This window comes from Amylibacter sp. IMCC11727, assembly GCF_029854195.1.
In the GTDB taxonomy this organism is placed as follows: domain Bacteria; phylum Pseudomonadota; class Alphaproteobacteria; order Rhodobacterales; family Rhodobacteraceae; genus Amylibacter.
Window position 1 is genome coordinate 110,199 of the sequence record NZ_CP122960.1, and the last position, 12,332, is coordinate 122,530.

Sequence of the window (12,332 nt, forward strand, 5' to 3'; positions counted from 1 at the left end):
TGACCCAGAAAAAGGCTCTTTCTAGCACCCAACGTTAATCCTGAGCCACGCAGCGGTTATGGCTAGGAACAGGGCGGCCAACCAACACTGAGCATCCTGCCAAAGCTGGCATTACGGGAATGATTCAGATTTTTGGCAGGGTGCTTTAGACTTCTTTAATTAAGTTCGATTGTGATGGGCTCACGGTACAGCCTGGGAAGGCGATGACCGTCCAAGGAAAAGGCGTTCTGTGACCCTGAGTTTGATGTCTGGGCGCGGAACGTCTGACCTTTTTCTTGGAGCAAATATCCAAATCCAAACGTGTCGCAGGTGCAGGACTCGCAAAAAGAACAAAACATGAATATAATGATGTATGGCTTTTGCGGAACTGTGTAATACATCGAACTTTACGTTCCTGACGGGCGGCTCTCATGCCGAAGAATATGCGCGTCAGGCGTATGACTTTGGTATGCCTGCGCTGGCCATTTCGGATGTAAATTCTGTGGCGGGGATTGCGCGGGCGCATATTGAATTGCGCGAGATTGCACGCAAGCAAAAGGAAGACGGCGGCACGGCGGTTGTGCCGCGGTTGTTGGCGGCGGCGCGGTTGCAAACGGTGGACGGTTTCATGCTGACCGCCCTGCCACGGGATCGCGCGGCTTGGGGGCGGTTGTGCCGTTTGTTAACCTTGGCCAAAGGGCGTGCGGGCAAAGGAGAATGCCTGCTGCATCTGGAAGATGTTTTGGAATTTGGCACAGGGATGGAGCTGTTGGTTCATCCGCCCCAAAACACAAAGGTGCAGGGCGGCGCGGGTGGATGGTTTGGGCAGGCACAGCGCCTGACGCGCCGCTTTGGGGCGGCTGTGTCTTTGGTGATATCGCCCCGTTATGACGGGCAAGACCCAGAACGATTTGATCAATTGGCAGGTTTGGCGGATCGATTGGGCGTTGTCACCGTTGCGTCAGCCACGCCCGTGATGCACCGCGGATCACGGCGGCGGTTGAGCGACGTTTTGACCTGTGTGCGCGAAGGACTGCGCATTGATGATATCGGGCAAAAGGCGCTGTCGAATGCGGAACGCCATATGCGCACAGAGACGCAGATGCTGCGGATGTTTGCGGATCACACGGATGCGGTGCATCGCAGTGGAGAGATCGCGGCGCGCTGCACGTTTTCGCTCGATGAATTGAAGTATGAATATCCATCCGAAATTTCAGTGGGCGAGGCGCCGCAAGACCGGTTGGAACGGTTGGCGTTCAAGGGGTTGAAATGGCGCTATCCCGAGGGGCCGCCCGAAAAGGTGGTCAATATGGTGAAGCATGAGTTGGCACTGATCGGCAAGCTTGGCTATGCGCCGTATTTCCTGACAGTCAGTGACGTTGTGGATTTCGCGCGGGAACGGGGCATTCTGTGCCAAGGGCGTGGATCGGCGGCCAATTCGGTGGTGTGCTTTGCGCTCGGCGTGACATCTGTATCGCCAGAGGTGGGTACGATGGTGTTTGAAAGGTTCGTGTCCGAGGCCCGCGACGAGCCGCCCGACATTGACGTGGATTTCGAACATGAGCGGCGTGAAGAGGTGATCCAATATATCTATGATCGCTATGGGCGACACCGCGCGGGGTTGTGTGCAACGGTGGTACATTATCGCGGCAAACGCGCGATCCGTGAGGTGGGCCGCGCCATGGGCCTGTCGGGCGATACGATTTCGGCCCTGTCAAGCCAACTGTGGGGCTGGGGTGCCAATGGGATGCCAGAGGATCAGTTGCGGGAACTGGGGCTCGATCCCAATGAACCTCGGTTGAAACAGACGCTGGAATTGGTGGATCAGATTGTCGGGTTTCCGCGCCATCTGTCCCAACATGTGGGCGGGTTCATCATGACCGAAGGGCGGTTGGATGAGTTGATCCCGATTGAGAACGCCGCGATGGAGGGGCGGACGGTGATCTGTTGGGACAAGGATGATATTGATGCCTTGGGGATTTTGAAGGTGGATGTGCTGTCGCTCGGTATGTTGACCTGTATCCGCAAAGCGTTTGATTTGATTAAGAATCATCACGGTACAGATTATGCGTTGGCGACCCTGCCGCCTGAGGACCCTGTGGTGTATGACATGCTGTGCGATGCGGACAGTTTGGGGGTGTTTCAGGTGGAAAGCCGTGCGCAGATGAACTTTCTGCCACGGATGCGACCGCGCACGTTTTATGATCTGGTGATTGAAGTGGCGATCATTCGGCCTGGGCCTATTCAAGGGGATATGGTGCATCCGTTTATTCGGCGCAGGCAGGGGGAAGAAGATGTATCTTTCCCGTCTGATGCACTGGGAGAGGTGTTGGGCAAGACCCTTGGTGTGCCGTTGTTTCAGGAACAGGCGATGCAGATTGCGATCATTGGCGCGGGGTTCACGCCCGAACAGGCGGATCGGTTACGGCGATCACTTGCCACATTTAAGAAGCATGGGAATGTATCTGAATTTCAAGAACTATTCATGAATGGCATGATCAAAAATGGCTATGATGCGGAATTTTCAGCGCGATGTTTTAGCCAGATTGAAGGTTTCGGATCTTATGGGTTTCCCGAGAGCCATGCGGCGAGTTTTGCGCTGTTGGTGTATGCCTCTGCTTGGTTGAAATGCCACCACCCTGGAATTTTTGCCTGTGCGTTGCTGAACAGTCAGCCCATGGGGTTTTATGCGCCCGCACAGATTGTGCGGGATGCGCGCGAACATGGGGTGGAGGTGCGGCCTGTTTGTGTGAACGCGAGTTATTGGGACAATGTGATGGAGCCTGATGGGCGGGGGGGATTGGCGCTGAGACTGGGGTTTCGGCAGATTAAGAAGATGCGCGAGGAGGAAGCCATGTGGATTTGTGCATCACGCGGGAATGGGTACACAGAGGTGGAAGACGTGTGGCGCCGTGCAGGGACCCCACCCCATGTGTTGGAGGTTTTGGCGGAAGCGGATGCCTTTGCCAGTGTCGGGGACAATCGGCGGGAAGCGTTGTGGCATGCAAAGGCGGTGAAAGGAGCGGAGCCGTTGCCGTTGTTTGCGCGTGAGTTGGAGGGGGAAGGATTGGAAGAATTGCCTGTAACCTTGCCCGAAATGAGCGAGGGAGAGCAGGTGGTGGAAGACTATGTGTCTATGCGATTGACGCTGCGATCCCATCCGTTGGCGCTGTTGCGGCCCCTGTTAACACCGCCAAATGGGCGATTGGTTACTGACGCACCCTAAGGCCGCCATCAATCAGGGCTTCTAGGGGCGTGACGTCTTCGACAGAGGTTCCGAACAGACGAACCTCGCGCAGGTTTTCGAGTGTTGCGAGCGGGGCGACATCCTGCACGGCTGTAGCGCTGAGGTCCAAGAACCGCAGATTTTCCAGCGTTCCCAACGGGGTCAGATCGGACACAGATGTGAGGCCGAGGTTCAGCTCCACCAGAAGATCAAGTTTGGACAGCGGGGTAATGTCTTGGACGAACGTGCCATCGAGATGCAGTTTTTTCATCACGAATAATTCGGACAAGGGCGACAGGTCTTGGATCATGGTGCCGCCCAAGGACAGTTCGTGCATTTCTTCGAATTTGTCCAAAACGGAAATATCGCTGACTAGACTGTCAGAGATATTCAACCAGTTCATTTTCTTGTGCTTTGCCAGTGGGTTGAGATCAGATACCAAAGTGCCTTGGATGCTGAGCCGGCGCAGGTTTTTGATGCTTTTCAGAGGGGTCAAATCTTCGATCAAAGTGTCATCTGCGCCGATGTCTTCGACCCATGTCATTTTGCCAAGCGGTGTCAGGTCCGTCACGGGCGTACCGTTCAGATACAAATGCTTGAGCGACTTTACCTTGGCCAGTGGAGACAGATCGGTGACCTGCGTGCCAGACAGGCTGATCATTTCGACGTTTTTCATGGTCGCAAGCGGGGACAGATCGGTGATGGAGGAGCCATCAAGGATCAGGTCGCGCACGTCTTTGAGGCCAGCGAGTTCAGAAAAATCATCGGCTTTTTTATTGGTCAGGTTTAGAACGCCCCGTTCAGACACAAAAACACCCAGAACGCTGGTGCGATTGGAGCTGTCTTCGACCTCGTCCGTGGGGAGTTGCTGATTGTCGTTTTCCACAGGCACATTGACCTGCGCGTGAGCGAGTGTGGTGAAAAACAAAGCTGACAAGACAAACGCGATTGTGCGCACGACTGATTCCCCCGAGGTATTAGACCCTATGATACCGTGGAAATAAGAAATGCAGAACCGGATTCAAGGTGAATGTGCGTCAAAGACACTATTGCCGTTGCGCCATCCATTTATTCAGACCCTCGGTCTGGGCATCGGTGAAGTGCATTCCAAGAAGCGTGCGCCGCCACAGAACATCATTGGCGGTGTTTGCCCATTCTTGGGACACGAGCCAGTTTACTTCTGCTTCGAACAGACCCGCGCCGAAATGATGGCCCAGATCGTCGGTGGATGCCAAAATTTCGTAACATTCCGTGCCGTAGTTCGAGAACATTCGATCCATTGCATCTGTGTCGATGTTTGGATGGGTCTTTTGCAAATCAGCCAACAGTGTTTCGCGCAAAGCGGGTTCAAAATCGCCACCTGGCAGTTTCGCAAATGCGGTCCAGCGTTTGCCGATCATCTGCGCAAATGGGGCGATTTCCGCAACCACATCTTCGGCCAGTTTGCGCCAGCCAGAGGGGGCGGTGTCAGCGATGTTAAACTGAGTTGGTGCAGAGGAAATGGAGAGTTTTGCCTGTTCCAGTTTTGGTGAAAAGCTGTCTGACACCCAGATGGGCGTGCCGTGAATGCCCATGCGATGGGCCATTTCAATCAGGTCTTGTTCTGACGGATCGTGTGGCGTGATGAGACCAACATCTGTGGCATTTCCCACAGCTTCGAATGCGAAATGCACGCTGTCGCCGCGGGTACGAGCGAAATCATCCACATCTGAGGCGCGTTTGAATGTGGCAACGCGGGCGAAACGAGGTTTCGCGTCCTGCAGTTTTGGTAATGTGTCGATGTAGACGCGGGCATTTACGGTGGTGATTGGATCGCCGTTGAGCGTGGAAACAGTGGCGGTCCAAGAGGTGTCTGATTGTTTCTGAACGTCGAGCGTTGAATTGGAATACAGGCGCGCGCCGCGTTCGGTTGCATCCCGTGCGTTCAAAAGTGCAAAGCGATTGGCAACGGAGCCGCAAGGCAAGTTGGGTTTGACCGTTTCTTTGGGCCCAAAAAACCGAATGCGATTGTCAGGTGCTGTGGGTTTAAGTTTGGTTTTAATCTGGGGGCAAATACGCTGCATGACGGTGGCTTCGTCGTGTTGCGCATCATCGTAATCAGGCAGCAGAGACAAGCCGCAAGAGACGATGTGCTGGCGCAAATCGCCGCCGAAATCATCGTCTGTCGACAAAAGAACCCGCAACCCACGCCCAACCGCATCGCGTGCGATTGCGCATGCCAGCGGGCCGCCACCGCGAATGACCACATCAAAATCTGCGTTGCTAAAACTGCTCATGTTCAGCCCTTTTGCGCGAGTCTAGTAGAGTGATTCTTGCCTGTCATTAAAAACCGTTCGGTTTGCGCAAATTCGCGCCCTTTTATTGGGATGCGATGACGGAATTAGAATTCTTTGTACCATTTCACATAACCCAAAATGCCCGAAGCAGACGTTCCAGTGGCATGGCGCCATTGATAGACGGCTTTGGTTCCAACAGCGATTTCACCGCTTTGACGAAATGGAATTTTCAAATCAATGCCGATTGCGGGTTCAAGGACATTGTTGAAGGCGCGGCCCTTGTGATCGGCCTTAGCTTTGATCGACATGAAGGGGGCGATTGCCATGCGCGTGTCTTTGAATGGCACAGAGACCGCGAGTTTGAGTGAACCTTGCAACAGGCCGTTGTGTTTTTCAGTGGCATGGAGCGACCCTGGATACCGATAATTGGCCCAGCCACTGAGAACGAGGCGCGAACCATCGCGCAATCGGGTTTTTATCCATTTGGGTTCTGATGTTTTGTAATGGTTCAAGTCCGCTGCCAAAACTGCACGGGTGCGGGTGACGCGTGTTGCGAACTCCAGTTCTGATTTCAGATGCGCGCCGAAGGACAGGCGCACGGCGGGGGACAGGCAATGTTGAATTTCTGCGCCCACAAGAAAGGTTACTTTGTTGTCGTAATCGTGGCCTTCGGCATTTCCGATGATGGCGAGAGTGGAGTAGCCGACCAGCGCTGTGGTGTCAGAAAATTTGTGCAATGTAATGCTGGGTTTCACATAAAGTTCAAATTTTGCGTTGTCCCGCGCCCGTTCTGTTGGGTCTGGGGGCACGGTGAACGAGCCGTAGATTGCCAATGATTTATCGAATGAACGTCCGAACAAGGTGATTTGATCTGCCGATATAGGACCAGCAAAGGCAAACAAGATTCCGAGGATTGTGCATAAACATTTCATTAACCAATCGTGGTTCCGATTGGTTAATAAATCCCTATGCGCATGCAGCAAACTGTACGAGCCGTGATGAATTGGTTTGTCAAAGTCGCAGAATTTTTGCTAAGTGAACTCGGACATTTTTAACGGAGACCCCACATGAGAACGCGCGCAGCTGTCGCCTTAGAAGCAGGCAAACCACTTGAAATTATGGAAGTGAACCTCGAAGGTCCGAAGGCGGGTGAGGTTTTGGTGGAAATCAAGGCAACAGGCCTGTGCCACACAGATGAGTTTACCCGTTCAGGCGATGATCCAGAGGGGATTTTCCCAGCGATCCTTGGCCATGAAGGTGCTGGCGTTGTGATTGAAGTAGGCGAAGGGGTCACTTCACTGGAAGTGGGCGATCATGTGATCCCGCTTTACACGCCTGAATGTCGCGAATGCGAATACTGTTTGAACCCAAAGACGAACCTTTGCCAGAAAGTACGCGCGACACAGGGCGCGGGTTTGCTGCCAGATGGGTCAACGCGGTTTTCCATGCTGGACGGGACGCCGATCCACCACTACATGGGGTGTTCCACGTTTGCGAACCACACAGTTGTGCCCGAAATCGCACTGGCGAAAGTGCGCAAGGACGCGCCGTTTGATAAGATTTGTTACATCGGGTGCGGTGTAACCACAGGCATTGGTGCAGTGATTAACACCGCCAAAGTAGAGATCGGGTCGACCGGTATCGTATTTGGCCTAGGCGGTATTGGTTTGAACGTGATCCAAGGCCTGCGCCTTGCGGGTGCGGACCAGATTGTTGGCGTCGATTTGAACGACAGCAAAGCGGAAATGGCCAAGCATTTCGGCATGACCGATTTTGTGAACCCGACCAAAGTGGATGGCGATATCGTGGCCCATTTGGTGGAGCTGACAGGAGGCGGTGGGGACTACACGTTCGACGCCACCGGCAATGTGAACGTGATGCGCCAAGCTCTTGAATCTGCGCACAAAGGCTGGGGTGAAAGCATCATCATCGGCGTGGCAGGCGCAGGGCAGGAAATTGCCACACGTCCGTTCCAACTGGTCACAGGCCGTTCCTGGCGCGGCACCGCATTTGGCGGCGCATCCGGGCGCACTGATGTGCCAAAGATCGTAGATTGGTACATGGACGGCAAGATCGAGATTGATCCGATGATTACGCACAAGCTGAGCCTTGATGAGATTAACCACGGGTTCGATTTGATGCACGAAGGTAAAAGTATCCGTGCGGTTGTGGAGTTTTGATCGAAGCCGATGCACCACGGCTCGCGGTTTTTATTGATGGTGACAATGTAAGTGCGGCGCATGCTGAAGCGATCCTAGAAGAGATTTCTAGTTTTGGCGAAATCAGCTTGCGCCGCATTTACGGCGACTTTTCAAGCAGTCGCATGAACAAATGGTCAGACAATCAAGTGAAGTTTGGCATTGTTGCGCAACACGTTCCGAGCACGACGACAGGCAAAAATGCAAGCGACATCGCGTTGGTCATTGACGCAATAGATCAGTTGCATTCTGGCCTATATGACGGGTTCTTTATTGTTTCGTCTGATGGGGATTATACCCGGCTCGCGCATCGCATTCGCGAAGAGGGTGTTTTTGTCTATGGGATCGGCGAGCAGAAAACCCCCGAAGCGTTTCGTATGGCGTGTAAGCGGTTCATTTACATTGAAAACTTGCTTCCTAAGTCTTCGACTGTATCCGCCGCAAAAACCGTTTCTAAGGCTGATATGAATTTTGCGTATAATCGCATTCGGACGGCTTTGCTTGCTGTGGCTGATGACACGGGCGAGGCGCATCTTAGCCAAGTGGTGCAAGAGCTGAGCAAGCGGTATCCAGATTTTGACCCGCGCAGTTACAACAAGAAACGTTTGTTGGATTTGATCACGGAGATCAAAAAGTTTGAAACGACGAAACGGGGAAATGCGGTTTTTGTAAAAGAAGTGGGCAAAAGCAAATGATCACCAAAGCGCGCGAATTTACGCCCCTGCCGTTGCCCGACCGATTTGACTTGTCGGATGATGAAATGCGGATGGAAGCGTTGAAGTTCATGAACCATATGCGCAAGCGGCATACGGTGCGGGACTATTCTGATCGAGCGGTGGATCAGGGAGTGATTGAGGATTGTATTGCCGCAGCGGGCACTGCGCCGAGTGGGGCGAACCATCAGCCATGGCATTTTGTGGCGATCAAAGATGCAGAGATGAAAGCGCGTATTCGTAAGGCGGCGGAAGAGGAAGAAGAGGCGTTTTATGATGGTGGTGCGGGCGACGAATGGCTGCGTGCGCTGGAGCCCATCGGGACGGATAAACACAAGCCGCATTTGACGGATGCGCCGTGGCTGATTGTGGTGTTTGCGCAGCGGTATGGCATGACGGATACGGGGGAGCGGTTCAAGAATTATTACGTTCCTGAAAGCGTTGGGATTGCCACCGGGTTTCTGATTACTGCACTACACACGGCGGGACTGGTCAGCCTGACACACACGCCCAATCCGATGAAATTTTTGGGAGAGATGTGCGGGCGACCTGCATCCGATAAGCCCACAATGATTATCGCAGTGGGCCATCCCCGTGGGGATGCAAGTGTGCCAGAGGTGGCAAAGATCAAGAAACCGTTGTCGGAGATTATGACGGTTCTTTAATCGTCTTCCCTGCGTGGGAGTATGGCGTCTGGAAGCTCTGGTTCTGGCACATCTGCGGGGTCGATCGGCTCTATCGCGATAATCTCTGCGTAGTCGAGGTTTGAAATGGTTTCCATTAAGTCTCGGCTGATATCTGTGGCATGGTTGGCTGCCACGCTGAGCAGGATTACAGCCACCATTTCTTTGGTGGATTTCACGTTTTTTTCTGATGTGGTTTGGACAGAAACAGATGTAATCGCAGGGTGACTTGAGAATACGTTTTCAAGGCTTGCAAGTGCGGCTGTATCTGTTGACTGAATATCAACGAGCAATCGGTATTTCATCATGAACCCTTTTGTGATTCTGGATTGGCCCAGGTTTCAAGCAGGGCTTTTTGGCTGTTATAATCGGCGTCAAATCCCGCTGGCATTGGGCACATTGATTCAACAACTTTGCGCAGCGCGGCGGAGCGTTCGGCACTGGGCGGGTGATCCGAGAAACGATCTTCGCCTGTGCGATATTCGATGACATTAAGGAACCCAAAAAATAGATTGATTGCAAAGAAGTTTGCCCAAATTCTTTCGGGCTCAGACGACCGAAATGCCAAGGCACGCATGGCAAATTCATCTGCTTCGAATTCTTGCTGAATGCTGCTTGAGTTGATTTCATCGGACCCATTAAAGGCCGCCATCGAACGCGTGTGGCCATCCGCCAAATGGCCAAGGTGGGCATGGCCAATTTCATGCAGGGCGCAAAAGGTCATTACCAGTGTATTGGCGGACGCGATGTAGGCTTCGATGGTGCCGTCCGCATCTGCATCGCCCGTGCTGACCTTGGTGACGTTCAACATAGAGGCGTCACGGTTGATGCAGGTGTTGACCGCCGCCTCAAAGGCTTCGCGGCCACTTTTCTGATACTGAGCGAAATCACCGCGCAAATGTTCGTACACTTGGGCCGCCATCAGCAATCCAATGCAGAAATAGAGACCTTCGTTCAGGAAAATGAGGTTGTATGAAAGTGGTTCATTCCAGCGCGAGCGATTTGTGACCATGGCGTTAACGTCGCCAAGATCCAAAAAGCTGAAATGTGTTTGGGCCAGTGTTTTGCGTTGGTTGGGTGTTAAGCAATCAGCAAGGTCATTTTGCAAGGATTCGAGGTATTTTGAGAATATTTCGGACAGACCGTTAGGCCCACGAGTATCGCCTATTTCATAGAGTTTCTTTAGCTTGTCGAAGTCATCCAAACTGTCGAGCGTTTTGAGCGTGCTGCGCAATTTCTTGGCTTGATAATCTTCGTTCCATTCCGCCAAAGATTGCAGCTTCCAACGTTTGGATTTGTTGGACGCATAGACGTGATACTGAAGTATGGCGAGTGCTGGATCGAGCGGCATTTTCAAAGAGTTTGGATAAGAATTTCGGATATGAAACTGCAATTCATATTGTGGCGCAAGGCATTTCAGACCAGAGTTCTGTTATGATCGAAATATTCCTGCAAACGCTGCCGTTTTTCCTGTTGATCGGGATCGGCTATGTGGCCGCTGCGACGCGGTTTTTTGGCCCTGATGCAACGGCTTATCTGACGAAGTTTGTGTTTTATTTTGCGCTGAGCGCGATGTTGTTTCGGTTTTCCAGCACGTTGGCGATCAACGATATTTTTGATCTGAATTTCGGGCTGGCGTATTTGCTCGGGTGTTTGGTGGTTTATGTGATTTTTGCGGGCGTTGCGCTGGCGATGCGCAAAGGGTGGTCTGAGGCTGCGATTGAAGGGCAATGCACAATTATTGGCAACAACGGGTTTTTGGCGCTGCCTTTGTTGATTTCATTGATGGGAGAGGCCGCCGCCGCACCAGCCCTGTTTGTTTTGGCGATTGATTTGGTGGTGTTCGGGTCCCTTGCCGTGATCATTATCACGGCGGATCGGCAAGGGGCGGTTTCGGCGCGCGCCTTTGGTCAGATTGGTATCGGGTTGTTGAAAAACCCCATGGTGATGTCGATGGCATCGGGGCTGATTTGGTCCGCCATGGGGTTTGGGTTGCCGCGCGCCGCGGATGATTTCCTGCGTATTTTGGGGCAAGCAGCAACACCCTGTGCGTTGTTTGCGATTGGGGCATCGCTTGTGGGTAATTCGGCAGAGCGGATCGGCATTGCCGTTTGGTTGAGTTTCGGGAAACTGATCGTGCATCCCATTGTCATCACGATCTTTGCCCTGTGGATTTTCAAAGTGGAACCGTTTGCAGCAGGTGTGATGATTGCCACGGCGGCCATGCCCGTGGCAGGCAACCTTTATATCATCGCACAGCATTATGGGGTGGCCCCTGCGCGGGCGTCTTCGACCATTCTGATTTCAACGGTTGTGAGCGTTGTCACGCTTTCGGTCGTATTGGGCTGGATTCTTGGCGGGTAAGAGGTTGAGCCGTGCCGTGCTGTGGGGTACGGCTGTATACAAACAAGAAGAGGTCCATTATGGAAACAGTATCCGAAAATCGCTGCTTTGAAGGTGTTCAAGGCGTGTACACCCATAAATCAGACGTGTGTGCCTGTGACATGACGTTTGGCCTGTTCATGCCCCCCCAAGCCAAGGTGCAAACCGTACCTGTGGTGTGGTATTTGTCTGGACTGACCTGCACGCATGAAAACGCGATGACCAAGGCGGGCGCGCAACGGTGGGCCGCTGAACAAGGTGTTGCGGTGGTGTTTCCAGATACGTCGCCACGTGGGGAAGATGTGGCGGATGATGATGCCTATGATCTGGGCAAAGGTGCTGGGTTTTATGTGGACGCCACACAAGACCCATGGGCGCCGCATTTCCAGATGCTGAGCTATGTGGCGGATGAATTGCCCGCGTTGCTGTTCAAAGAATTTGCACTAGCCGAAGATGCACAGGCGATCACGGGCCATTCGATGGGGGGTCACGGAGCGTTGACGCTGGCGATGGCGCGGCCAGATCAATATGTGTCTGCATCCGCTTTTGCGCCGATTGCCAACCCGACAGGATCTGATTGGGGCCGCAAGCAGTTGAGCGCTTATTTGGGCGATGACGAAAGCACTTGGGCCAAACATGATTCAACGTTGATGATGCGTGAACACGGGCATCCGAACCATATTCTGGTGGATCAGGGTGCGGATGACCAATTCCTTGATTTGCTGAAACCAGAAGCATTGTCCGAAGCGATGGCGGCCAAACGGCAGCAAGGAACGTTTCGGATGCAAGCCGGGTATGATCACAGCTATTTCTTTGTGGCATCTTTCATGGAAGACCATATCGCATTCCATGCCGATGCTTTGTACGGAGTATAA

11 protein-coding genes are annotated in these 12,332 nt (G+C 53.1%); 6 read left to right on the forward strand and 5 right to left on the reverse strand.

What is annotated here, in order from left to right:
• Nucleotides 1-352: 352 nt before the first annotated feature.
• Complete coding sequence (locus QBD29_RS00665) at nucleotides 353-3,205, forward strand: error-prone DNA polymerase (protein ID WP_280099415.1); 2,853 nt, start codon at nucleotides 353-355, stop codon at nucleotides 3,203-3,205.
• Here the strand turns inward: QBD29_RS00665 and QBD29_RS00670 are convergent.
• The 3 genes from QBD29_RS00670 to QBD29_RS00680 all read right to left on the reverse strand — a co-directional run bounded on the left by QBD29_RS00670 (nucleotide 3,189) and on the right by QBD29_RS00680 (nucleotide 6,413).
• A complete protein-coding gene (locus QBD29_RS00670) occupies nucleotides 3,189-4,163 on the reverse strand; it encodes a leucine-rich repeat domain-containing protein (protein WP_280099416.1) in 975 nt (324 codons plus the stop codon). The two genes, QBD29_RS00665 and QBD29_RS00670, sit on opposite strands and share 17 nt — an antisense overlap.
• A gap of 88 nt (nucleotides 4,164-4,251) precedes the next feature.
• On the reverse strand, nucleotides 4,252-5,481 hold the full coding sequence (locus QBD29_RS00675; RefSeq protein WP_280099417.1) for a glycerol-3-phosphate dehydrogenase C-terminal domain-containing protein: 1,230 nt from the start codon (nucleotides 5,479-5,481) through the stop codon (nucleotides 4,252-4,254).
• 104 nt (nucleotides 5,482-5,585) lie between these two features.
• The gene (locus QBD29_RS00680; RefSeq protein WP_280099418.1) at nucleotides 5,586-6,413 is read right to left on the reverse strand and encodes a hypothetical protein; all 828 of its coding nucleotides are present in this window, start codon (nucleotides 6,411-6,413) and stop codon (nucleotides 5,586-5,588) included.
• A gap of 135 nt (nucleotides 6,414-6,548) precedes the next feature.
• On the opposite strand from QBD29_RS00680, the gene QBD29_RS00685 reads away from it, so the two are divergent.
• The 3 genes from QBD29_RS00685 to QBD29_RS00695 are packed head-to-tail and all read left to right on the forward strand — an operon-like array spanning nucleotide 6,549 to nucleotide 9,057.
• Complete coding sequence (locus tag QBD29_RS00685; RefSeq protein ID WP_280099419.1) at nucleotides 6,549-7,661, forward strand: S-(hydroxymethyl)glutathione dehydrogenase/class III alcohol dehydrogenase; 1,113 nt, start codon at nucleotides 6,549-6,551, stop codon at nucleotides 7,659-7,661.
• On the forward strand, nucleotides 7,658-8,374 hold the full coding sequence (locus tag QBD29_RS00690; protein WP_347936080.1) for an NYN domain-containing protein: 717 nt from the start codon (nucleotides 7,658-7,660) through the stop codon (nucleotides 8,372-8,374). Before QBD29_RS00685 ends, QBD29_RS00690 begins: the two co-directional genes overlap by 4 nt.
• Nucleotides 8,371-9,057: a nitroreductase family protein gene (locus QBD29_RS00695; RefSeq protein WP_280099420.1), complete on the forward strand. Its 687-nt coding sequence runs from the start codon at nucleotides 8,371-8,373 to the stop codon at nucleotides 9,055-9,057. Before QBD29_RS00690 ends, QBD29_RS00695 begins: the two co-directional genes overlap by 4 nt.
• On the opposite strand, the gene QBD29_RS00700 is transcribed toward QBD29_RS00695, so the two are convergent.
• Both QBD29_RS00700 and QBD29_RS00705 read right to left on the reverse strand, forming a co-directional pair.
• Nucleotides 9,054-9,383: a hypothetical protein gene (locus tag QBD29_RS00700; protein ID WP_280099421.1), complete on the reverse strand. Its 330-nt coding sequence runs from the start codon at nucleotides 9,381-9,383 to the stop codon at nucleotides 9,054-9,056. The genes QBD29_RS00695 and QBD29_RS00700 overlap by 4 nt on opposite strands.
• On the reverse strand, nucleotides 9,380-10,426 hold the full coding sequence (locus tag QBD29_RS00705) for a hypothetical protein (RefSeq protein ID WP_280099422.1): 1,047 nt from the start codon (nucleotides 10,424-10,426) through the stop codon (nucleotides 9,380-9,382). Before QBD29_RS00705 ends, QBD29_RS00700 begins: the two co-directional genes overlap by 4 nt.
• Before the next feature lie 11 nt (nucleotides 10,427-10,437).
• Between QBD29_RS00705 and QBD29_RS00710 the strand changes: the two genes are divergently transcribed.
• Both QBD29_RS00710 and fghA read left to right on the forward strand, forming a co-directional pair.
• Nucleotides 10,438-11,439, forward strand: coding sequence for an AEC family transporter (locus QBD29_RS00710; protein WP_347936083.1), 1,002 nt, complete (start codon nucleotides 10,438-10,440; stop codon nucleotides 11,437-11,439).
• A gap of 59 nt (nucleotides 11,440-11,498) precedes the next feature.
• A complete protein-coding gene (gene fghA / locus QBD29_RS00715) occupies nucleotides 11,499-12,332 on the forward strand; it encodes an S-formylglutathione hydrolase (RefSeq protein ID WP_280099423.1) in 834 nt (277 codons plus the stop codon).

What these genes read in the sequence shown, in the direction of transcription:
- QBD29_RS00675 (WP_280099417.1), bottom strand. Translation starts at nt 5,481, where the DNA reads ATGAGCAGTTTTAGCAACGCAGATTTTGATGTGGTCATTCGCGGTGGC.
- QBD29_RS00705 (WP_280099422.1), bottom strand. Translation starts at nt 10,426, where the DNA reads ATGCCGCTCGATCCAGCACTCGCCATACTTCAGTATCACGTCTATGCG.
- fghA (WP_280099423.1), top strand. Translation starts at nt 11,499, where the DNA reads ATGGAAACAGTATCCGAAAATCGCTGCTTTGAAGGTGTTCAAGGCGTG.
- QBD29_RS00680 (WP_280099418.1), bottom strand. Translation starts at nt 6,413, where the DNA reads ATGAAATGTTTATGCACAATCCTCGGAATCTTGTTTGCCTTTGCTGGT.
- QBD29_RS00695 (WP_280099420.1), top strand. Translation starts at nt 8,371, where the DNA reads ATGATCACCAAAGCGCGCGAATTTACGCCCCTGCCGTTGCCCGACCGA.
- QBD29_RS00665 (WP_280099415.1), top strand. Translation starts at nt 353, where the DNA reads ATGGCTTTTGCGGAACTGTGTAATACATCGAACTTTACGTTCCTGACG.
- QBD29_RS00700 (WP_280099421.1), bottom strand. Translation starts at nt 9,383, where the DNA reads ATGATGAAATACCGATTGCTCGTTGATATTCAGTCAACAGATACAGCC.
- QBD29_RS00685 (WP_280099419.1), top strand. Translation starts at nt 6,549, where the DNA reads ATGAGAACGCGCGCAGCTGTCGCCTTAGAAGCAGGCAAACCACTTGAA.